A 21,702-nucleotide genomic window follows, 5' to 3' on the forward strand; every position below is an offset into this window, starting at 1 on the left:
GGCATACAACCTTTTTATTTTAAGACACCACTATACAAAATATTTACGTCTACTTCAGGTTTGAATTTTACTTTTGCATAATCTTTATTCCAATTTTTTTTCTTCCATAAATCAGGGTGATAAGCGATGAGATGTCTACCAATTCCAAAAGCATCACAATTTGCTTTTTGTAGTTTATTTGTTATTTTTTTCGCTTCTTTCGTAAGTTGCTTTGATAATTCCTTATTTAGTTTTTTTCTGGCTTCCATTTTATAAATATTATCTCTTGGGGCTTCAAGTGCTATTACTTTTAGTTGGAGCTTAATGTGAGCATAAACATTTCCTTTTTTATCCGTTGTTATTTTTAAATCTCGTTTTAACTTTCGATTGCTAATTTCCATTGTTAAATAATCAGATGTCTTCTCAGATTCATCACTAGTAAGTTTTTGGGTTATACGGGCACTTGTTCCCATTTTTTCGGTTAATAATACGAATAAAACAGATTGTTTCAAAGGTAAATGTCCAGTCAATTTATCATTGTTAAATAAAGCTAACCCATTTGTAATTAATTCTTTTCCTTTTATTTTTATAGAAGGGAGTGTAAAGTCTTTACCGGGATCTAACATTTTTGTAGCGGCTGTTTCTAAAGTTTCTTTTGGAAATACACTCATATCTTCTAAACTTTTCACTTTTTTCTGTAGAAAATCTCCAATTAGTAAATTTCCTATTTTCTTTTTTTCGAGTATCTCCGATGTTTCACCATCTACTGCAATAAGTTTTACTAAAGCAGTTGGGTTTGTTGGGTCCCGAAAGCTGACATCTAAATAGGGTAATATACCTTTTTTTAGAATTTTGGTTCCTAGTAATTGAACACCATATTTAAAATAGCGAATATTCCCAGTCACATTTTTTTTTAGGGCATCGCTTGTATCCCTTATGTTATGCCCGGTTGCTGAATGTATTTCATTTTCGAATGAAGATTGCTCTCCACTTGAACTTTTTACGAGTTCAAGCGTTTGCTGAAGCTTATTCTCTTCCGTAACATCATATCCAATGCTATAAGCTAATCTAGCTTCTCTTAATGGTTCTTGATCCCAACAGCCAGAAAGGAGGCAACTAGTACATAATATAAAAAGTAATTTAAATCTTTTTGGAAACATACTGTTCTCCTTTCTTCTTTCTTATTACTGAATAGAGTAGAAATAAAAGAGGGAGAACAACGATGAAAATATAGGTGAACTTATCTGTGAAAGTTGCAATGACTTTTAATTCTTCAGGTGTATCTATAAATAAGGCTACACTAAAAGCAATAATACCAACGATTGGAACAGCCTTTTTATGATTAGCGAGGTTGAATATATGTCCAATTCCTATAGAAGCGGCACAGTAATAACTCGCAATAGAAGCGACAACTGTTATCATCCATATTGGAATGAATAGTAAATCAGTCCGGTCTATAATCCCGATATGTAAGGAGCGTAATAAGTAAGCAACTGGTTCTGGGATAAGTTCAATTTGTTTTGGACTAAATACGATAAAGCAAATCCAAACAGTGAAAGCATAAAAGAGAGTCACAAATCCATTAGCGATAGAAATTGCCTTCAGTTTTTCCACAGAACTCCCATTTACTTTAGGAAATGCGATGAGAAAGATTTCAAAACCATACATAGCTGTAATTGTTTCTTTCGATGCTTGAATAATATTCCACCATCCAGCCTCTGTAATGGGAAAAATATAAGAAAAGTCAGCTCGGGAAAGCCCTAGGGCGATTAAAAGCGCCATAGGTAAAATGAGAATAGAGGTCATGACATAAAATCGTACGATGACTTTAAACGTATTATAAGCTACATAACAACAAGCTATTGTAAATAGCATGAGAATGGCATACCACGGAGTTGCTTGTAATATCCAAACTTTAATGACGTTACAAGCATTCAACATAACCGTCATACCGATAAGGGTAAAATAAAAAATATAAGAAAAGCCCAATAGTTTTCCTAACTTATTACCAAATAGCATACAAACACTTTTATACATATCTGCATCAGGAAATCGTTTTAAGAAAAGCCACATAAGTAAAATAATAAGTTGAATGGCAAGCCCCGCGATGAGCGCAGAAATCCAACCACCACCTTTTGCTATCGGATGAAGCCGGTTAGGTAGAGATAGTATACCGACCCCAATTTGGCATTGAATAACGAAAAAGGTAAATTGAACTAGCGAGATTTTACTTTGCGTGTTTGTCACCGTCCTCATCCTCTCTCGTTACATGTTGGCGTTGCATTTTTTTTGGTTTTGGATCATGTGGTCGTTCCCAAAATGACCAAATTGGTAGTCTTACGAAAGAATCTTTCATATCTTTAATCCGCATCGGGGCAACAGGAGAAAGATATGGTGTATGAAATGAATGAAGCTGACATAAGTGAACGAAAGTTATAATGAGACCGAATGATATGCCTACATATCCAAATATGGCAGCAAGGAGCATTAATGGAAAACGAAGAATTCGAACTGCTGAACTCATATCGTTTGATGGAACGAGAAAAGATGAGATTGCAGTTAAAGCTACTACGATGATCATCGTATAAGAAACGAGCCCAGCTTTTACAATCGCATCACCAATTACTAAACCACCTACAATACCGATTGTTTGTCCAACACGGCTCGGCAAGCGAATACCAGCTTCTCGTAATAACTCGAAAATTAACTCCATTAAGAGAGCTTCAAAAATAGGAGGAAGCGGTACTTTCTCTAACGAAGCTTTAATCGTATACACAAGTTCGAGCGGCAACACATCGGGATGAAATGCGACAGTTGCAATATATAAAGCTGGCAAGAGAAAGGCAATTAAAAAACTTACTAAGCGAATCATTCGGACGAAAGAACCGACAATCCAACGGTTATTATAATCATCTGGTGATTGATAAAAAGCGAATAACGTAACAGGTACGATGAGCGTTGTTGGATCTCCGTCAGATAAAATGGCAACACGTCCTTCCATTAAATTAGCAACAGTTCTATCTGGACGCTCTGTATTTAATTGCTGCGGAAATGGGGAGAAAGACGTATCCTCTATAAATTCTTGTATGTATCCTGGTGACATAAGTGCATCCGTTTTAATCGTTTCTAATCTTCTTTTCACTTCTGTAACTAAATCGTCATTCGCTATATTTTGCATATAAGCAATTGCTACTTTCGTGTGCATTTCTTCACCGATTGTAAAATACTTAACAACTAAATTTGGACTCTTAATGAGTTTACGAATAGAGCTTAAATTAGTTGCTAGATCCTCTACAAAACCAGTATGTGGACCACGCACAATCCCTTCATTATCAGGCTCCGCTATATCTCTCTTTAAAGATAAAGCTGTTTCGAAAATACAAAAACTATCGACGTGTTCATGAAAATATAAGGATTTACCTTGTAATAAAACCTGTACTCCATAATTTAAATTCGTTTCTTTTTTCATATTTAACGTAGAAAAAGCTTTATCTAAAGATAAATCCGACCTCGTTAATAATGGTTCAAGAGCTAATTGATGAATTAAATTTGGATCTGCTAAAGATTCAATATATATGATTGTTCCTTTTCCGTTTTGAAAAGGGAGATCTAATTTTTTTATATCATCAGAATGAGAAAGTTTATTTTCAATGTAATTAATGTTCTCCAGAAGTGATGGAAACATATGCATTTGTTTTTTACTCTCTTGTTGTTCTTTTTTGTCTGTCATAATTTCCACCTCTTTTAAAGTACGATTGTTTCTGTTAATTTTTGTCGTTTGTGAGAAATTTATGCTTGAATTATTTTTTTAAAAAGAGAATTCAAAGTTACGTTACATTGTCTTTTGCGCATTATTCAATTTCATAGCAGTACTTCTAACATTTGTGTCGAATTAAGAAGATATATAGGAGGGATATATATGGAAATAGCTGTAGAACGTGTTTTTACGAAAGAGATTTTAAAAAGAGCAGCGAATTTGTTTCATGTAACAGTGGAAGAAAAGCCACTTGGAGATTTTGAGAATTATATTTTTAAGGCGAAGGGTGATAATGATGAAGATTACGTATTACGTTTAACACATTCTTCTCATCGTTCTAAACAAGAGGTAGAGGCTGAACTAGATTTTTTACGATATGTTGCGGAGAATGGGGCAAAGGTAGCAGGACCTCTTTATTCAACGTCTCGAAATCTCGTAGAAGAAATCGTAGCAGGGGATGGAACGTTCTTTTTCGCTTCTTTATTTACATATGCAAAAGGTGAGCAAGTAAAAGGAGAGGAATCGCCTTATTGGGGAGATGCTTATTTTGAAGCATGGGGAAAAGCGATTGGGCAACTGCATCGCCTTACAATGGATTATCCTAAAACAGACTACCGTGATACGTGGGAAGAAGACGAAAGTGGAATTGTTAATGAATTAGAAGATGGTCAAGTGAAAAAGATTGCAGCGGTACTAATGGATGAAATTAAGGCCCTTCCAGTTGAAAGAGAAACGTTCGGTCTTATGCACGGTGATATCCATCAAGGTAATTTTCATTATGATGGTAAAGAGCTAACAATCTTTGATTTTGATGATGCGGCTTATAATTACTTTATACATGATTTAGCGATGGTTCTATACTACTCTGTTCTATTTACAACGTGGACAGCAGAAGAGAAGACAGATTTTGCTCGTAAACAGTTACAAGTGTTACGAAAAGGATATGAGTATGAGCACAGGCTGGCGGATAGTTGGTATGAATCGTTGCCACTATTTTTACGTTTACGTGATATAGGTTTATATGGAACGCTTCAGAAGAAGTTTAAAGGTAAAGATATGCCTGATAACTTCTTGAAATTATCAGAAGAGCTATACGAAAGAATTATTAAAAGAGAAGCAATTGTGAATATATAATACATTTAGTTCAAAACAAAGTATATAAAACAAATATATACTTTGTTTTTTTATACAAAAATATGTTTACTTTATTAAAATAATATTGTCCTAGATTCAGTATGCACTTATAATTTTATATATATTCTGAATATTCTTTATAAAGGAGGAGGGGGAATGTTGGAAACTTTCGTAAATTGGATAAATAATATTGTTTGGAGTCCAGCACTTGTTTATTTATGTTTAGGAGTAGGTTTATATTTTTCCATTCGAACGAGGTTTTTACAAGTAAGGCACGTAGGAGAAATGGTGAAGCTGACATTTAAAGGAGAAAAATCAGAGGCTGGTGTTTCTTCATTCCAAGCGTTAGCACTTTCATTATCAGGACGAGTTGGGACAGGGAATATCGCTGGGGTAGCAACAGCGGTTGCATTCGGTGGACCAGGAGCTGTATTTTGGATGTGGGCAGTAGCCTTTTTAGGGGCAGGATCAGCTTATGTAGAATCAACACTCGCGCAAATATATAAGACGAAACATCAAGGGCAGTTTCGTGGTGGACCTGCTTATTACATCGAAAAAGGTTTAGGTGTAAAATGGTATGCATTAGTATTCGTTGCAGCGACAATTATTGCAACGGGGCTTTTATTGCCAGGTGTGCAAGCAAATAGTATTGCTGTAAGTTTAGAGACAGCTTTTGGAATTAACACTACATTATCAGGGACTTTATTAGTTGTTGTATTAGCTATTATCATCTTCGGTGGAGTAAAGCGAATCGTTAACGTTGCACAAGTTGTCGTACCGTTTATGGCAGTTGGTTATATTTTAGTAGCTTGCGTTATTGTTGCTATGAATATTGAAAAATTGCCAGAAGCATTTATGTTAATTATAAGAAGTGCTTTTGCATTAGAGGCGGCTTTCGGTGGTATTATCGGTTTAGCAATTTCTTGGGGAGTAAAACGTGGTATTTATTCCAATGAAGCAGGGCAAGGAACTGGGCCACATGCAGCAGCAGCTGCTGAAGTATCACATCCAGCTAAGCAAGGCTTAGTGCAAGCATTTTCCGTTTACATTGATACATTATTTGTTTGTTCAGCAACAGCATTTATGATGATTATTACAGGCATGTATAACGTATTTGATGCGAGCGGAAAAAACTTTATCGTAAATAAATTAAACGGTGCTCAGCCAGGACCGGGGTATACACAGGCGGCAGTAGAATCTGTTTTCCCTGGATTTGGAAACGGTTTCGTTGCAATCTCGTTATTATTCTTCGCGTTTACAACAATTATGGCGTATTACTACATTGCAGAAACGAATATTGCGTACTTAAATCGTGATAAAGACCGTCCTTGGATGTCTATGGTACTAAAGTTTGTATTTTTAGGAGCTGTATTCTATGGATGTATAAAAACAGCAGCAACGGCTTGGGCTTTAGGCGACATTGGGGTAGGAATTATGGCATGGGTAAATATCATTGCGATTTTACTATTACAAAAACCTGCATTAGTCGCATTAAAGGATTATGAAAAACAGAAAAAAGAAGGAAAAGATCCAGTATTCGATCCAGGGCCATTAGGAATTAAAAATGCTGATTTTTGGGAGCATGAATACGGGAAAGATAAGAAAGAAGAAGTATCTTAACAGAATAGAAATGAAGAAGCAAAGGGGAAACTCTTTGCTTTTTTTTATGGACAAATTGAAGCTAAAAGTTATTTTTGAGACTATTTTTGAATATAAAAAGAATGTACATGCATTGTTAGGGGAAGGGGGAGTATGTTGATAGAATTTTGTAATGTAAATAAATATTATGGTAACTTTCAAGTTTTGAAAAATATTAATGTGCAAGTGAAAAAAGGTGAAGTGGTGGTAGTTGTCGGGCCTTCAGGATCAGGAAAAAGTACATTGCTTCGATGTATAAATCAATTAGAGGCAATTACAGATGGAGAATTAATTGTACAAAATACAGAGGTACACAATAAAAAAACGGACATGAATGAATTGCGGCGAAATATTGGGATGGTCTTTCAACATTTTTATTTATACCCACATAAAACAGTTCTGCAAAATATTACATTAGCACCGATTAAAGTAAATAAAGTTTCCAAAGAAGAAGCAGAGAAAACAGCAATGCTTTATTTAGAGAAAGTAGGAATCACAGAGAAGGCTAACGTATATCCACATCAATTATCCGGAGGACAACAACAAAGGGTAGCAATTGCTAGAGGACTTGCGATGCAGCCGGAAATTATGCTATTCGATGAGCCTACGTCTGCTCTTGATCCAGAGATGATTGGAGAGGTACTTGATGTTATGAAGGCGCTGGCTAAAGAAGGGATGACGATGGTCGTTGTCACGCATGAAATGGGATTTGCGCGAGAAGTAGCAGATCGGATTTTATTTATGGATGATGGTCAAATTATTGAAGATACAACACCGGCGCAATTTTTTGCAAACCCTGAACAAGAAAGAGCTCGTTTATTTTTAAGTCGGGTGCTAAATCATTAGAGGAGGAATTTTATGCTTAAAATGAAAAAATTATTTACTTTAATCGTATTTTCATGTTTATTCGTGCTTGTTGTTGCTGGATGCGGAAGTAAGAAAGATGAGTCGAAGGAAACAAATACGAAGCAAGGCGGGGCTGTTGAACAAATTAAGAAACGAGGGAAATTAGTAGTCGGGGTAAAGAATGATACGAATTTATTTGGATTAAAAAATCCTTCAACAGGGCAGGTAGAAGGATTCGATGTTGATGTCGCGAAGGCACTTGCGAAAAAGATTCTCGGAGATGAAAAGAAGCTAGAGCTGAAAGAAGTAACGTCTAAAACACGTATTCCAATGCTGAAAAATGGTGATATTGATGCAATTATTGCAACAATGACAATTACGGAAGAACGCAAAAAAGAAGTGGATTTTTCAGATGTATATTTTAAAGCAGGACAATCGTTACTTGTGAAAAAAGGAAGCAATATTAAGAGTGTCGATGATATAAAACAAGGCGTTAAAGTATTAGCTGTAAAAGGATCAACATCTACAAATAACATTCGTCAAAAGTCACCAGAAGCGACTGTATTAGAGTTTGAAAATTATAGTGAGGCATTTACAGCGTTAAAGGCAGGTAAAGGTGATGTGTTAACGACAGATAATGCGATCCTTTACGGAATGGCAAAACAAGATTCTAATTATGAAGTAGTAGGGAAAATTTTCACAGATGAACCATACGGAATTGCAGTGCAAAAAGGGGCAGATGATTTAACGAAAGAGATTAATACTTTAATTAAAGACATGAAAGCAAGCGGGGAGTATGACAAATTATATGAGAAGTGGATTGGACAAAAACCAGAAAAGTAGATAGTAAAAGTGAGAGGATGAGAGTACTCATCCTCTTCTTGTAAAGAAAGAGGGGAGAATATGTGCCTGATTTTTCTATATTAACGAATAACATTGATATGTATTTAGAAGGATTTAAATATACAGTTATGTCTAGTGTAATTGCATTGATAGGCAGTTTTATTTTAGGAGTAATTTTGGCAGTAATGCGTATTGCACCTATTCGTATTTTAAATTGGATAGGATCAGCTTTTGTGGAGTTTGTAAGAAATATTCCACTCGTATTAATTGCATTTATATTCTATTTTGCTTTACCTGTAATAGGAATTACTTTAAATGGTTTTGTAGCAGGAACAGTTACGCTTACGGTATATACGGCAGCTTTTATTGCAGAAGTAATTCGCGCTGGTATTTTATCAGTTGCGAAAGGGCAAATGGAAGCTGCCCGCTCTTCAGGGCTAACGTATGTGCAGGCGATGTATTATGTTGTCTTACCCCAAGCTGTGAAAATTGTAATTCCCCCTTTAGGAAACCAGTTTCTCAATTTAGTTAAAAACTCTTCAATACTTGGAATCATTGCTGGTTCTGATTTAATGTATCAAGGAGATTTAATTTCAACGAAGACGTTTGTTACGTTTGATGTTTATATATTTGTCGGGATGTTTTATTTAATATTAACAATTCCGCTCAGTATGCTAGTGCGTTATTTAGAAAAACGCTTGGCAAAGGAGGCGGTGTAAATGGATTTCAAGGGAGCAATTACAGGGGATCATATTCTATTTTTATTAAAAGGATTACTTATAACATTAGAGGTAGCGCTCATAGCAATTGTACTTAGTTTTATTATTGGAAGTGTAATCGGTATATTGCGCTACACGAAAATACCTGTCGTCTCACAAGTATTAGGAGTTATAGTTGAAGTGATTCGAAACTTACCACTACTGTTAATTATATTTTTCACGTATTTTGCACTTCCAGAAGCAGGCTTGAAATTAGAAATTATAACAGCTGCAATTGTTGCTTTAACAATATTTGAGGCAGCAATGATATCTGAAATTGTTAGAAGTGGTTTATTGTCTATTGAAAAAGGGCAGGTTGAAGCCGCAAGATCTTCGGGATTAACTTATGTGCAAGCGCTTTGGCATATTATTTTGCCACAAGCATTAAGGAGAATGGTTCCGCCGCTTGTCAGTCAATTTATTTCATTGCTGAAGGATACGTCGCTAGCGGTTGTTATATCACTCCCTGAGCTTATGCATAATGCTCAAATTATTAGCGGGCAAAATGTGAATTACATGATTCCAACATTTATATTAGTAGCTTGTATGTACTTTATCGTAAATTATAGTTTATCAATTTTATCGAGAAGATTAGAACTTCGTTGACTCTTACAATATATGTAAGGGTTTTTTCCTTGTTTCTCCTTATTTTCCTCTAAATAGAATCTAAATCTTGCAATAATTCGATTTTTATATTATTTTATCAGAAAAGTTTTAATTTTATATAGAAAATGTAATCGCTTTCGTGTATATTTTTATTATCAGAAAATTTTAACAAGATATAGGGGTATTGGTAGGGGGAGGATTTAGATGCAGCAACCAACGAATGAGAAATTACATCGCACGATGAAGAGTAGACATTTATTTATGATCGCACTTGGTGGTGTAATCGGAACTGGTTTTTTCTTAGGTTCAGGTTACACTATTAATCAGGCTGGACCAGGGGGAGCCATCCTTTCATATTTAGTAGGCGGATTTATTATGTATTTAACAATGCTTTGTCTTGGAGAGTTAACGGTAGCGATGCCGGTTTCAGGATCTTTCCAAAAGTATGCAACGAAGTTTATTGGACCAGGAACGGGCTTTATGATTGGCTGGTTATACTGGCTTGGCTGGGCAGTAACAGTGGGTCTAGAATTAACGTCAATCGGTTTAATGATGAAAAGATGGTTTCCAAATGTTGATGTTTGGGTATGGTGCCTTGTATTCGGTGTTATTTTATATGCTTCAAACGCAATTTCGGCAAAAAGTTATGCTGAATTAGAATTTTGGTTTTCTAGTATTAAAGTAATTACAATCCTTGCATTTGTTGTTCTTGGTGGTAGTGCATTATTAGGATTTATATCATATGACGGAAAAGAAGCAGCACCTCTTTTCTCTAACTTTGTAAGCGATGGTGGACTTTTCCCGAATGGACTAGCTGCCGTACTACTTACAATGATTACAGTTAACTTCTCATTTCAAGGAACAGAGTTAATCGGAATTGCAGCGGGAGAAAGTGAAAATCCAGAAAAAACAATTCCACGTGCGATCCGTAATACAGTATGGCGCATTATGTTATTCTTCATTTTAACAATGACAATTTTAGTAGGATTAATTTCTTGGAAAGAAGCAGGTGTAATTGAAAGTCCATTCGTAGTCGTATTTGATAAAATTGGTATTCCATACGCAGCTGATATTATGAACTTCGTTATTATTACTGCGTTATTATCTGTAGCGAACTCTGGATTATATGCAGCGACGCGTATACTATGGTCACTTGCAAATGAGGGAATGGCACCAACTTCCTTCCAGAAAGTAAATAAGCGTGGTATTCCAATTACAGCGCTAGTCGTAACGATTGCGGTAGCTGGATTATCTCTATTCACAAGTTTCCTTGCAGAAGATACAGTATACATGTATTTATTATCGATAGCTGGTTTATCGGCTGTTTCAAGTTGGATCATTATTGCTCTATCGCAACTTCGCTTTAGAAGTCAGTATATAAAAGGCGGAGGAAAGTTAGAGGACTTAAAGTATAGAACACCACTATACCCGATTGTTCCAATTTTAGCTTTAATTACAAATAGCATTGTTGTTATTAGTTTAGCGTTTATTCCTGAACAAAGAATGGCGTTATACTGTGGTATTCCATTTATCATTTTCTGCTATATATATTATTATATTAGTAAGAAACGGCAGAAACCGATGAAAGTGGAGATGGAAAAAACAAATGAAACTAACAATCAAACACGATGATATAGAAGCAGATTTATCGTATGGTCAATTAGCGATTGGAAAAGAAAACGGTTATTCACCGTTACAATTACTCGTTTCTTCTATCGCAGGGTGTAGTGCAATTGTTTTTCGAACGATTTTAGAAAAGAAACGTATTCCATACGATACGTTTACAATCGAAACTGAAATTGGTAGAAGTGAAGCGTTATCGAAGCCAGTTGAAAGTGTTCATTTGCACTATAAAATTAAAGCGGAAAACATTACAGAAGAGCAGTTGGACAAAGCATTGCAGCTTGCAGTGAAAAATTGTACGATTGTTCAATCTGTAAAAGATAGTATAAAGGTTACGGAAACAATTGAACTAATAAAATGAAACATAAAAACGTGAGAATACGGCTCTCACGTTTTTATGTTTTTAATAAAGGGGGAAATATGATGGAATGTTTAGGGTGTAAATTAGCAGGCGGAGAGGAAATTATATATAAAATATATGAAGATGATTATGTAACATGTTTTTTAGATCATGCGCCTTTCTACTCAGGACATACTTTAATTGTGCCAAAGCAGCATGTTGTAGAAGTAGACGAATTAGATGACGTTGTAGCAAAATCTATTATGGATGCTTCTAAGCTCATTGCAAAAGCGATTAAGATAGTATATAAACCTGACGGAGTTACAGTTTGTCAAAATGGTGGAGTATTTAACGAGTTAACACATTATCATATGCATGTCGTACCAAGATATAAAGAGCGTTCGTTTGCTGAGTTTTATATGGTACAACCAGGAGAAAAGCAGAATCATAACTTGGAAGAGACAAAGAATTTGTTAAAAGAAGCGATAGAGCATATGCTGCTTACTGAAAAGGCGTAGCGGTCAGGAAAATTCTAATATTAAAAAGCCCAGTTTCTCAGTTACAATAGAGAAATTGGGCTTTTGTTTATTCTATTATTAAATTTTATATATAAAAAGATTTTGCAGTGTCACAAAGTATAGCGCTCATTCGTTATATAGAGTGAGAGGAGGAATTATATGAAGGTTACAAACAACGATTATGAAAAGATGGAAGAGCTATATGAGTTGTATGAACAAAAGATTTATTATGTAGCATATTCTATTTTAAATAATATTCAACAGGCTGAAGATGCGGTTCAAGAGACGTTTATTACTCTTTATAAGAATTTGGAAAAGCTCCATAGCTTGGCTACTCAAGAGCTTAAACGTTACATTTTGAGGATTGCGAAAAACAAGGCGATTGATAGTTACCGGAAAAACAAACGACATGAAACATTTTTAGAAGAATATGAAAGAGAATCTGTAGAAGCAGTAGATGAAAATATTGAAGAGTGGGAAAAACGTAAAATGTCTGAGGTTCAAATTGATGCATTGCTAAAAGAGTTAAACGAATCTAATAGACAGGTGTTTAAGTACAAAGTCTTCTATAACTTAACGTATCAAGAAATTTCAAGTGTCATGGGGATAACCGAGGCAAATGTCCGCAAGCAGTTTGAACGCGCTCGAAAACGAGTCCAAAATATGATAGGAGGTATACAACATGACGAATTCAAAGAACTCCAAAGAAATATATGAACTTGCTGAAAAAATTGCTTTAGATGATTTTGATAAACTTGAACAACAACATGAATTTTCACATACATATACGCGCAAAAAGAAATTGTTTATGGAGGAAATGAAACCGCAAGATGGACAACCGCTGAAAAAGCGTAAAAGACATCGTATGTTAATCGCTGCTGCTTGCTTATTGATCGGCATGCCGACAACCGTTTTTGGAGCAGTAAAGGTCTATAATATGATCGTTCAAAAACAAAATTATGAAGTAAATGTTTCAGTAACAAATAAGGACTCGAAAAAGGCTGATAAGTGGTATAAGCTGAAAATCGATAAATTACCAGAAAATATGGAAGCAATTGATGACTCTGCTATGAAATATTCCTTTAAAGATAACTACGCAATGGGTGGATTTTCATTCGTTCTTTGGAGAGTAGGAGGGAATTCAGATTTTCCAACTCTGTACTCGAAAAGTTATGAAGAAAAAGAGATAAATGGTAAGAAGGCAGTAATTGTCCATAGAGAAAATGGTAATAAAGATTTAATGTTTAATAGAGTAATTTTTCTCTATTTTGAGGAAGAAGGAATTATGTTACAAAGTTACATTGGAAATGATATAAACGAAGAACAAATGATAGATGTGCTAGGGAGCATTTCACTTGAGCCCACGTCAAAAGAAAAGTCATCATATATAAGCGATTATGATAAAAAGTATTTTAGCCAAGAAAGTAAAACAACTAAGGTAATTCCTTTGAAGAAGGATAGCAAACGACTATTTCATATAGGGCAAAAGGTTCCAGTAACGATATCTATGGATAACAGTCAAATTGAATATGTGATAGAAAAAGTTAAAATCTTTGATTCAATCAAAGATTTTAAACAAGAGAACTTTAATGAAATGGGCTTAGGAATACTAAGCAGGAATCAAGCTTTGGATCAAGCTGGACAATTGATACCATATAGAAGGGATAAATATAAAATTGGAAATGGTAAAGATTCAATTGATCAATTAGTAGAATCAAAATTAATTCATCCTAAATTTGTCTACCTGACAACAACAGTGAAAAATATAGGTAAACAGGCGACAGAAGAAATCTATATGACTCCATCTATAAAAGTTCTTGAAGATAAAGGAAATGCATGGCAGTATGCTGGGAAAGATGGAATCGCAGAAAAAAATATTATGACAGGCGAAGTTGATTATTTAGAGCCTCATGGAGATGGAAAAAGCTTTTACAATATTGGCAGTATCACACCAGGAGAAACGGTAAAAGTTAATTTAGGTTATTTTGTAGATGAAGATAAATTAGATTCAATCTTTTTGGATGCTTTCAATTACAGAGGGATTGGTGACACTGAAAATATGAATTCGAAAAATCGTTGGTGGTTTGATATTCGTCAATAATAAAACAATAGGAACAACAGGACAAAGAAGCTGCTTATATTTAGCAGCTTCTTAGTCTTCATACATATGTAAAACTTCTTTTGCACGCATACGTAAACCATCTATCAATTCTATCGGTTCTAAAACTTTTGCATCTTTTCCGAGTCTATAAAATAAAGGGGTAATAAAATTGATTTCTCCTTTATCAATTGTTGAATGTATATATCCTGTCCCGTTTTCGTTTGTTACAACGAATTCTTCAAGGTAAGGCACGCTTTTACATTGGCGTACGCCTTCTGTTGACAGTAAAACATGTAACTGAGTAGGATTATGTACTACGTGAGAGTTAGAGGCAAACCACTCTTCTAAATTCATGAATGTATCTTCATTTTCTTCCGTTGATAATATAGAAAGAATACGATCGACGCGATACAGTAATGTTTTTTCTACATTAAAATCATAAGCAGGTAAATACCATAAACCATCATGCGCATATACACCGATAGGATGAACGTGTTTTGTTTTGATCCTTGATTTAGATTCGTATTGAAAGTGTAAATTTTTATTTTCAATAGCCGCTGTTAACACTTCGTTTAAAAGTGGTGTCTCAATTGTTCTTTTCGGATTCCAAAAGGCGATATAAGAACGTATTTTGTCAACTTTAGCTTTCGCATCATGTTGTAGGGAGCTATATAGTTTATGTGTAACGGAATTTATTTCTGTGTTAAAAGGCAAGTCTCTGTAGTAGCTTAAAGATTGAAAGGCAAAAAAGATGGAGACTGCTTCTTCTTCCGTAAATAAAATAGGTGGAATTACTCTATTCGTTAATACTTTATATCCTCCGTTGCGACCTTGTTCAGCGTAAATGGGTAATCCCATATCACTTAAATCTAAAATGTATCTATGGACAGTACGAACAGAAATATTAAATTCATCAGCTATTTCTTGCGCTGTAAATGCTTTTTTCGCAGAAGCAAATATAAGAATATCTAATAAGCGTTTAGCTTTTGACAAATGTATCACCTTTTTTCTTTTTAAACATGACATAAATTGTCGTGTTTTATTGTTAGTATATTGTTTACAGCATAATGTTATCAAGATGAGATGTAAGGAGGAAAAAATATGTCACGTGAAATAGTTTTATTTATTGCGGCGAGCTTAGATGGATATATTGCGAAAGAAGGTGATGATTTACAGTGGTTAATGGAAACCGAAGGGGAGGGAGATAACGGTTATACAGAAATGTACGAAACGATTGATACAATAATTATGGGAAAAAGAACGTACGATTATGTAGTAGAGCATATAAAACCATTCCCGTATTTAGATAAAAAATGTTATGTTTTTTCTAACTCAGAAAAAGGTTCAAACGAACACGTGGAGTTTGTAAATGAAGATGTAGTGGAGTTTACAAAAAGGTTGAAAGAGCAAGAAGGATCTAAAATATGGATGGTCGGTGGAGGGGGTCTCTTAAGAGAGTTCTTTAAGAATAATCTAATTGATGAATATGTTGTTACGATTACACCTCACATATTAGGTTCTGGAGTTCCGTTATTTCAAGACAAGAACCCGGAAATTAATTTAACTTTAACGGATACGAAACGTTTTGGGCAATTTGTAAATTTATATTATAAAGTAAAGTGATAAAAAAACACGACTATTGATGATAGTCGTGTTTCTTTATGGATGGTAATGAAACTATAAAGCAAGACCCGTAATCGACTTCGCTCGTTACAGTAATATTTCCGCCGTGTAGTTCTACAATTTCTTTTACGATAGATAGTCCTAAACCAGTTCCGCCTGTAGATCGTGATCTCGCTTTATCAACTCGATAAAAGCGGTCGAAAATGTGAGGGAGATCTTCAGGAGGAATACCTTCGCCTTCATCTTCAATTGTAATGGAAATACTTTTATGTTCTTCTGTAACAGAAATGTTTATATGAGAATGTTCTTTTGAATGTCTATAAGCGTTATTTAAAATGTTCACCACAACTTGTTCAAATCGTTGTTCATCTAAGTTTACTAGCAGTGTAGGAGGACAAGAGAAAGAAACTTTAATGTATCTTTCTTTATATATGGCATTTACTTTTTCGGCTATGCGAGTTAGGAAGGTGTGCAAATGTACTTCCTTTACTTGAATAGAAAAGTTATGTTGTTCCATTTGTGCAAGTGAAAATAAATCTTGAACTAAGTTTGTAATGTAATCAGACTCATCTTTTATAATTGATAAATATCGCAAACGTTGTTCAGAAGGGGTGCTTTCTTTTGAAGCAATGTCAGCATAACCTCTTACGTATGTTAACGGTGTTCGTAATTCGTGAGCAACACTTGCTAGAAATTCACTTCGCTCTGTTTTCATATAATGTAAATCATTTGCGAGCGTTTGAATAGATGATGCTAGTTCACCAATTTCATCATTTCGAGTAGTCGTTAATGAAACGGACAAATCGCCTTTACTCATTTTTTCAGTTGCATGTTTCATGTGTAACAATGGTTTTGTTAATAAACGTGATAATAGGAAAATTGTGATGACTGTGAGTAGAAACGTGATGGCGCCAGCAATAATGAATTGTTTCGTTAATCCATTTACCAACTTTTCAATGGATTCTGTTCCAAGAAACATATACACATACCCTTCATGTTTTCCAGCTACTATGATAGGACTAACTGTACATATATAATTAGATGTTTTCCAATGATTTTCTATAATCGCTCCGTTATGGTCTGTTCGAGTCTGCATGCTACTAATGTGATTTTTTATAGTCGTGTTTATTTCGTTAGATTTAGCTAGCACTTCTTTATTTGTATTTGTAATAACGACAGTTGTTTCAGCTTCAGATTCCATTAATGCTACGTGAGAGATGGTTTGCTTATCGTAATATTTTTCAAGTACATCTCGATGACTATTTCCTCGCTTTAATAAAGCTGTCATTTCTTCATTTACTCTAGTGTTTACAAGACTATAATAGAGCAAAATAAAGAGAACACTTTCAATTAAAAGTGTAACAATTAAAAAATAAAATCCGAATTGAATTGAAATCCGTTTCATCGTTTTTCCCCTTACTGTTCAGTATCAATCCATCGATAACCTACTCCATACACGGTTTTTAAATGATGATCAATAGGGAAATTTGCTTTTCGCAATTTATCACGTAAATTACGAATATGCGAATCGACTGTGCGATCTTCTGTATTTGTGTTTAATCCCCAAATTCGTTCGATGAGCTGATCACGGTTTAATACGTAGTTCACATGGCGTAAAAATAATCCGAGTAAAGAAAATTCAATTGGTGTGAGAAGGAGTTCTTCACTATGGACAGAAACGAAGTGTTTTGTTTCATCCCATACAATACCGTGATATTGGATTTGTTTATGTTCATTTGTACGTCTTAAAACGGCTTCAATTCTTGCGAAAAGTTCTTCTTCATGGAAAGGTTTCGTTACGTAATCATCGGCTCCAAGTTTTAATCCTTGAACGACATCTACTGTTTGATCACGAGCTGTAACCATAATAATAGGAATGTTACTAAAAGATCGGATTTTTTTGCACGTTTCCCATCCGTCCATCTTTGGCATCATAATATCGAGTAAAACAAATTTAAAGTTTCGATTTTCTATATGTAAAATAGCTTCTTCTCCTGAAGTCGCACATACGCAGTTATATCCAATTGGGGTAAGATAAAGCGTTAATAATTCAAGCATTCTCGGTTCATCGTCTACGAGCAGTATGTCAATCATAGAGAGCCCTCCATATTTATAATTGTTACTTAAAGTGTAATGCAAAATCATGAAGAAATGGTGCAGATTATGATGCGTCTGCATAATTTCTTCAGAATTGCTTGTTATTGTGGAGTTGAAATTACATTTTAGGTAATCATATTGGCTCAAAAATGATTAATACGGAGGCGGTATAGTGAAAAAAATGACCCGAATTTTTGGGATAACAATAATTACAGCAGTTGGTCTTGCTGCATGCGGACAAACGAATACAGACCATAAAAACCATGAATCTACAAAAGAGAAGAAAACAGAGCAAAAGGAAATGAAAATGAATCAGGAGGTAACGGCGCCAAAAGAAATGAACGAAGGTGCATTGAATGATTTATTAACGACAAGTCTAAAAAATGTGACGAGGTTAAATACAAATGACCCCTTAAAAATGGCAGTATTAACTTCGCAAACGATATGGCCAGCAACTCATAAGGAGAACCAGCCAGGTGCTGTTATTTTAGTACCAGCAAGCGAGTGGCAATTAGGTATTGCGAGTGCAGACCTTATTCATCATCCGAATAACGGGCCGATTTTATTTATAGAAAAAGAAAAGATACCGGAAATGACGTTAAAAGAAATAAAACGATTAAATCCAATCGGAACGAAAGACGGAACACAAATTATGGTGATGGGAGATGTAGGTACTAGCGCGCTTGAACAATTAAAAGGTTATAAAGTAAAACAAATAAAAGAAATGGACCCAGCTATATTTGCGAAGGATGTTGATAAGGAGTATGCCGACATAACAGGAAGCTACCCAAATAGTGTTATTATTGGTTCGTCTGCAGAAGAAGGACGTTTATATACAACACCTGCTGTAAATTGGATTTCTCATATGCCGGAACCACTACTCTATACAGAAAAGAATAAAGTGCCAGAAGCGACAATAGAGGCATTAAAAATGAGAAAAGATAAAGCAAATATATATGTATTAGGGCCAGAAAAAATTGTTTCAAAAGAAGTGGAAAAAGAGCTGAGCAAATACGGGAAAGTAACGCGTATTAGTGGAGAGACCCCTACAGAAAACTCGATTGCGTTCGCTAAATTTAAAGATGAAAAAACAAAATTTGGCTGGGGATTCACAAAACCTGGTCACGGTTTATCATTTGTTTCAAGTAAAACACCAGATTTAGCAGTTGCTGGGGCACCTTTTTCACATATGGGTAAACACGCACCTGTTGTATTATTAGAAGAAGGTAAAGCTTCACAACCAGTGTATGACTTCCTTGCTACTATTCAGCCGAAGTTTAAAGATGATCCAACACTTGGACCATATAATCATGGCTTCTTATTAGGAAGTACGAGTGATATTTCATTTGAAACACAAGGAATACTAGATGAGAGGTTAGAAATTGTTCAGGAAAGTGGTCAAGGACACGGTGGACATTAATGAAATGAGAAAAGACGCTACTGATATAGCGTCTTTTTCTTTAGGAAACTTTTACATAGTAAAAAATCTTCTACTCGTTATATAATAGCTTTCGTGCAGTCGGCTGATTTTCTTATGGAGAAAATCAAATGATAAAGGAGTAGAGGAGTGGTATTTTGTTTCAAACGATAAAAAATGATTGGTTTTCTAATGTGAGAGGGGACGTGTTATCAGGAATTGTCGTTGCTTTAGCATTAATTCCTGAAGCGATAGCCTTCTCTGTTATCGCTGGTGTGGATCCGACCGTTGGGTTATACGCAGCCTTTTGTATTGCAGTTACCATTTCATTTGTTGGCGGAAGAACTGGGATGATTTCAGCTGCAACAGGTGCAATGGCATTATTAATGGTGACGCTCGTTAAAGATCATGGTTTGCAATATTTATTTGCTACAACAATATTAACAGGTATTGTCCAAATTATTTTTGGCGTGTTCAAACTGAGCTCATTTATGAAGTTTGTTCCGAAATCTGTTATGAGTGGTTTTTTAAATTCACTTGGAATTTTAGTTTTTACAGCGCAATTGCCACATTTTAAAAATGCAACTTGGCAAATGTATGCACTCGTTGTATTAGGACTTGCAATTATATATTTATTTCCACGTATTACAACGGCTGTACCTTCTACGCTTATTTCAATTATTATTGTGACGAGTATTGCACTTATGAGCGGATTACAGTTGAAAACAGTAGGGGATATGGGAAGCTTGCCGAAAGAATTACCATTATTTAGCATTCCTGGCGTGCCTTTTACAGTTGAGACATTAGGGATTATTTTACCGTATGCAGTTATGCTTGCAATTATCGGTTTACTAGAATCATTATTAACAGCTTCAGTTTTAGATGATATGACGCATACGGAAAGTAATAAGCATAAAGAGGCACGCGGTCAAGGGATCGCAAACATTGTTGCTGGTTTCTTCGGAGGAATGGCAGGTTGTGCAATGATCGGTCAATCTGTTATTAATATTAAATCAGGTGGACGAGGTCGCCTATCAACATTTGTAGCGGGCGGATTTTTAATCGTATTACTATTTGTTTTAGGAGATTATGTCGTTCATATTCCGATGGCAGCTTTAGTTGCAGTTATGATTATGGTTTCAATCGGAACGTTTGATTGGAACTCTGTAACAACAATTCATAAAGTACCAAAAGGAAACGCATTTGTTATGATCGTAACAGTTGTGATTGTCCTAATTACACATAATTTAGCATTAGGTGTAATTATCGGAACAGTAATTAGTGCGGTTTTATTTGCATTCAATATGGCAAAGATTCACGTGAAACATTTATATATTGAAAATAAGAAAATATACGAAATTCACGGTCAACTTTTTTTTGCATCTACAGCCGACTTTATAAATAATTTTTCATTTAATGAAGATGTAAAAGAAATCGAAATGAACTTTACTCATGCGCACGTATGGGATGATTCGGCAGTGGCATCAATTGATAAAGTTATCATGAAGTATGAACAAAGTGGTGTGAAAGTAAGTATAACAGGATTAAATGAACGTAGTTCAAAACTTGTTGCAAATTTAGCTACTTATAATAAAAGAATTGCTAGTTAAAAGCCTCCTTTTTAGGGGGCTTTATTATATAATACGAATAGGATAACGAAAAGGGGATTCAGCATATGTACAAACAAATTATATTAGCATGTGACGGTTCTGAACATGCACTTCGAGCAGCGGAGCATGCAACCTATATTGCGAAATGTAGCGAAGAAACAAATGTTGAAGTTGTGTACGTAGTAGATAATAGAACGGCAAAATCAGATATTATACAAGGTCAAACAGATTTAGAAACAATATCGGCTAGTCGAAAAGATAAATTAAAAGAGATTGAAGGTTTATTAAAGAAAGAGAACATTTCTTATACAATTACGATATTACATGGTGATCCTGGAGATACAATTGTTCAATATGTAAATACAGGAGATATAGATCTTGTCATTGCTGGAAGTAGAGGGCTCAATACACTGCAAGAAATGGTGCTGGGAAGTGTAAGTCATAAAATAGCAAAGCGTGTGAAATGTCCAGTGATGATTGTAAAATGAAATAGAATGTAACGAAGACCTTAGTATAACTGAGGTCTTTTTTTATGTATAAATGATTCTTATTTGTGGAAATACTAGATATATAAGTTGAAAAGATGTTAACTTACAAATTTGTAAGTTAGTTGTTAGAGAAATCGATGTTATGAAATTTTTCCCATTGGTAAAATAAAAGTATCAAAGGGGAGATAGGGAGGATGGAAGCAATGAAATCATTTCAAAATTTGTCATATAGCCAAGGTGTCAGTCTTATTTGTTTAGGGGGATTTGCTGCATCTGTTACGTTAGCTGTTTTAATAAAGGTGTTTCATCAAATCTTTTAATCTT

Annotated in this window: 22 protein-coding genes; 16 read left to right on the forward strand and 6 right to left on the reverse strand. The window is 34.8% G+C overall.

Features of this window, described 5'->3' with window-relative positions; genetic code table 11:
• Positions 1–14: 14 nt before the first annotated feature.
• From gerKC to gerKA, 3 genes are read right to left on the reverse strand one after another with little or no spacing between them, the layout of a single operon-like run.
• Complete coding sequence (gene gerKC / locus ACTFRY_RS26835; protein WP_098616451.1) at positions 15–1,139, reverse strand: spore germination protein GerKC; 1,125 nt, start codon at positions 1,137–1,139, stop codon at positions 15–17.
• Complete coding sequence (locus tag ACTFRY_RS26840) at positions 1,120–2,226, reverse strand: GerAB/ArcD/ProY family transporter (RefSeq protein WP_016117152.1); 1,107 nt, start codon at positions 2,224–2,226, stop codon at positions 1,120–1,122. Before ACTFRY_RS26840 ends, gerKC begins: the two co-directional genes overlap by 20 nt.
• Positions 2,207–3,709: a spore germination protein GerKA gene (gerKA, locus tag ACTFRY_RS26845; protein ID WP_000130114.1), complete on the reverse strand. Its 1,503-nt coding sequence runs from the start codon at positions 3,707–3,709 to the stop codon at positions 2,207–2,209. Before gerKA ends, ACTFRY_RS26840 begins: the two co-directional genes overlap by 20 nt.
• Positions 3,710–3,898: 189 nt before the next feature.
• On the opposite strand from gerKA, the gene ACTFRY_RS26850 reads away from it, so the two are divergent.
• The 11 genes from ACTFRY_RS26850 to ACTFRY_RS26900 all read left to right on the forward strand — a co-directional run bounded on the left by ACTFRY_RS26850 (position 3,899) and on the right by ACTFRY_RS26900 (position 14,143).
• Entirely contained in the window at positions 3,899–4,870 is a 972-nt protein-coding gene (locus ACTFRY_RS26850) for a phosphotransferase enzyme family protein (protein WP_016117153.1), read from the forward strand.
• A 159-nt stretch (positions 4,871–5,029) separates the two neighbouring features.
• Positions 5,030–6,490 (forward strand): alanine/glycine:cation symporter family protein, encoded by a 1,461-nt coding sequence (locus ACTFRY_RS26855; protein WP_033693781.1) that lies wholly within the window; start codon positions 5,030–5,032, stop codon positions 6,488–6,490.
• 132 nt (positions 6,491–6,622) lie between these two features.
• The gene (locus tag ACTFRY_RS26860) at positions 6,623–7,354 is read left to right on the forward strand and encodes an amino acid ABC transporter ATP-binding protein (protein WP_098616450.1); all 732 of its coding nucleotides are present in this window, start codon (positions 6,623–6,625) and stop codon (positions 7,352–7,354) included.
• A gap of 12 nt (positions 7,355–7,366) precedes the next feature.
• Positions 7,367–8,197 (forward strand): glutamine ABC transporter substrate-binding protein GlnH, encoded by an 831-nt coding sequence (glnH, locus tag ACTFRY_RS26865; protein ID WP_016117156.1) that lies wholly within the window; start codon positions 7,367–7,369, stop codon positions 8,195–8,197.
• A 62-nt stretch (positions 8,198–8,259) separates the two neighbouring features.
• Positions 8,260–8,916: an amino acid ABC transporter permease gene (locus ACTFRY_RS26870; protein ID WP_001112669.1), complete on the forward strand. Its 657-nt coding sequence runs from the start codon at positions 8,260–8,262 to the stop codon at positions 8,914–8,916.
• Positions 8,917–9,561 (forward strand): amino acid ABC transporter permease, encoded by a 645-nt coding sequence (locus ACTFRY_RS26875; protein WP_000345958.1) that lies wholly within the window; start codon positions 8,917–8,919, stop codon positions 9,559–9,561.
• A gap of 204 nt (positions 9,562–9,765) precedes the next feature.
• The gene (locus tag ACTFRY_RS26880) at positions 9,766–11,193 is read left to right on the forward strand and encodes an amino acid permease (RefSeq protein ID WP_001187097.1); all 1,428 of its coding nucleotides are present in this window, start codon (positions 9,766–9,768) and stop codon (positions 11,191–11,193) included.
• Complete coding sequence (locus tag ACTFRY_RS26885; RefSeq protein WP_016117157.1) at positions 11,168–11,545, forward strand: OsmC family protein; 378 nt, start codon at positions 11,168–11,170, stop codon at positions 11,543–11,545. Before ACTFRY_RS26880 ends, ACTFRY_RS26885 begins: the two co-directional genes overlap by 26 nt.
• Positions 11,542–12,042, forward strand: coding sequence for an HIT family protein (locus tag ACTFRY_RS26890; RefSeq protein WP_137026707.1), 501 nt, complete (start codon positions 11,542–11,544; stop codon positions 12,040–12,042). Before ACTFRY_RS26885 ends, ACTFRY_RS26890 begins: the two co-directional genes overlap by 4 nt.
• Before the next feature lie 159 nt (positions 12,043–12,201).
• The gene (locus tag ACTFRY_RS26895; RefSeq protein WP_016117159.1) at positions 12,202–12,759 is read left to right on the forward strand and encodes an RNA polymerase sigma factor; all 558 of its coding nucleotides are present in this window, start codon (positions 12,202–12,204) and stop codon (positions 12,757–12,759) included.
• A complete protein-coding gene (locus ACTFRY_RS26900; RefSeq protein ID WP_098616449.1) occupies positions 12,725–14,143 on the forward strand; it encodes an anti-sigma factor in 1,419 nt (472 codons plus the stop codon). The genes ACTFRY_RS26895 and ACTFRY_RS26900 overlap by 35 nt, the downstream gene beginning before the upstream one ends.
• A 51-nt stretch (positions 14,144–14,194) precedes the next feature.
• Here the strand turns inward: ACTFRY_RS26900 and ACTFRY_RS26905 are convergent, their stop codons facing one another.
• Positions 14,195–15,169: a helix-turn-helix transcriptional regulator gene (locus tag ACTFRY_RS26905; protein ID WP_113710808.1), complete on the reverse strand. Its 975-nt coding sequence runs from the start codon at positions 15,167–15,169 to the stop codon at positions 14,195–14,197.
• 75 nt (positions 15,170–15,244) lie between these two features.
• On the opposite strand from ACTFRY_RS26905, the gene ACTFRY_RS26910 reads away from it, so the two are divergent.
• Positions 15,245–15,766 carry a dihydrofolate reductase family protein gene (locus ACTFRY_RS26910; RefSeq protein ID WP_098616448.1) on the forward strand — a complete coding sequence of 174 codons (522 nt, stop codon included), beginning with the start codon at positions 15,245–15,247 and terminating at the stop codon, positions 15,764–15,766.
• Between the two features lie 13 nt (positions 15,767–15,779).
• Here ACTFRY_RS26910 and ACTFRY_RS26915 read toward each other — a convergent pair whose 3' ends face one another.
• The gene (locus ACTFRY_RS26915; protein ID WP_098616447.1) at positions 15,780–17,171 is read right to left on the reverse strand and encodes a sensor histidine kinase; all 1,392 of its coding nucleotides are present in this window, start codon (positions 17,169–17,171) and stop codon (positions 15,780–15,782) included.
• An 11-nt stretch (positions 17,172–17,182) separates the two neighbouring features.
• Positions 17,183–17,860, reverse strand: a complete 678-nt coding sequence (locus ACTFRY_RS26920; RefSeq protein ID WP_000565483.1) for a response regulator transcription factor — start codon at positions 17,858–17,860, stop codon at positions 17,183–17,185.
• Between the two features lie 175 nt (positions 17,861–18,035).
• On the opposite strand from ACTFRY_RS26920, the gene ACTFRY_RS26925 reads away from it, so the two are divergent.
• The 4 genes from ACTFRY_RS26925 to ACTFRY_RS26940 all read left to right on the forward strand — a co-directional run bounded on the left by ACTFRY_RS26925 (position 18,036) and on the right by ACTFRY_RS26940 (position 21,698).
• Positions 18,036–19,283: a cell wall-binding repeat-containing protein gene (locus ACTFRY_RS26925; protein WP_086409662.1), complete on the forward strand. Its 1,248-nt coding sequence runs from the start codon at positions 18,036–18,038 to the stop codon at positions 19,281–19,283.
• 155 nt (positions 19,284–19,438) lie between these two features.
• Positions 19,439–20,890, forward strand: coding sequence for a SulP family inorganic anion transporter (locus tag ACTFRY_RS26930; protein ID WP_098616446.1), 1,452 nt, complete (start codon positions 19,439–19,441; stop codon positions 20,888–20,890).
• 65 nt (positions 20,891–20,955) lie between these two features.
• Positions 20,956–21,378, forward strand: a complete 423-nt coding sequence (locus tag ACTFRY_RS26935; RefSeq protein ID WP_000277999.1) for a universal stress protein — start codon at positions 20,956–20,958, stop codon at positions 21,376–21,378.
• A 203-nt stretch (positions 21,379–21,581) separates the two neighbouring features.
• Positions 21,582–21,698, forward strand: coding sequence for a DUF4027 family protein (locus ACTFRY_RS26940; protein WP_000834733.1), 117 nt, complete (start codon positions 21,582–21,584; stop codon positions 21,696–21,698).
• Positions 21,699–21,702: the final 4 nt, after the last annotated feature.

This window comes from Bacillus cereus group sp. MYBK195-1 (genome assembly GCF_051916605.1).
In the GTDB taxonomy this organism is placed as follows: domain Bacteria; phylum Bacillota; class Bacilli; order Bacillales; family Bacillaceae_G; genus Bacillus_A; species Bacillus_A cereus.

Coding starts and splice junctions, on each gene's coding strand:
- gerKC (WP_098616451.1), bottom strand. CDS start 1,139: ATGTTTCCAAAAAGATTTAAATTACTTTTTATATTATGTACTAGTTGC.
- ACTFRY_RS26940 (WP_000834733.1), top strand. CDS start 21,582: ATGAAATCATTTCAAAATTTGTCATATAGCCAAGGTGTCAGTCTTATT.
- ACTFRY_RS26860 (WP_098616450.1), top strand. CDS start 6,623: ATGTTGATAGAATTTTGTAATGTAAATAAATATTATGGTAACTTTCAA.
- gerKA (WP_000130114.1), bottom strand. CDS start 3,709: ATGACAGACAAAAAAGAACAACAAGAGAGTAAAAAACAAATGCATATG.
- ACTFRY_RS26935 (WP_000277999.1), top strand. CDS start 20,956: ATGTACAAACAAATTATATTAGCATGTGACGGTTCTGAACATGCACTT.
- ACTFRY_RS26850 (WP_016117153.1), top strand. CDS start 3,899: ATGGAAATAGCTGTAGAACGTGTTTTTACGAAAGAGATTTTAAAAAGA.
- ACTFRY_RS26905 (WP_113710808.1), bottom strand. CDS start 15,169: ATGTCATGTTTAAAAAGAAAAAAGGTGATACATTTGTCAAAAGCTAAA.
- ACTFRY_RS26900 (WP_098616449.1), top strand. CDS start 12,725: ATGACGAATTCAAAGAACTCCAAAGAAATATATGAACTTGCTGAAAAA.
- ACTFRY_RS26895 (WP_016117159.1), top strand. CDS start 12,202: ATGAAGGTTACAAACAACGATTATGAAAAGATGGAAGAGCTATATGAG.
- ACTFRY_RS26880 (WP_001187097.1), top strand. CDS start 9,766: ATGCAGCAACCAACGAATGAGAAATTACATCGCACGATGAAGAGTAGA.
- ACTFRY_RS26915 (WP_098616447.1), bottom strand. CDS start 17,171: ATGAAACGGATTTCAATTCAATTCGGATTTTATTTTTTAATTGTTACA.
- ACTFRY_RS26885 (WP_016117157.1), top strand. CDS start 11,168: ATGAAACTAACAATCAAACACGATGATATAGAAGCAGATTTATCGTAT.
- glnH (WP_016117156.1), top strand. CDS start 7,367: ATGCTTAAAATGAAAAAATTATTTACTTTAATCGTATTTTCATGTTTA.
- ACTFRY_RS26875 (WP_000345958.1), top strand. CDS start 8,917: ATGGATTTCAAGGGAGCAATTACAGGGGATCATATTCTATTTTTATTA.
- ACTFRY_RS26890 (WP_137026707.1), top strand. CDS start 11,542: ATGAAACATAAAAACGTGAGAATACGGCTCTCACGTTTTTATGTTTTT.
- ACTFRY_RS26920 (WP_000565483.1), bottom strand. CDS start 17,860: ATGATTGACATACTGCTCGTAGACGATGAACCGAGAATGCTTGAATTA.
- ACTFRY_RS26910 (WP_098616448.1), top strand. CDS start 15,245: ATGTCACGTGAAATAGTTTTATTTATTGCGGCGAGCTTAGATGGATAT.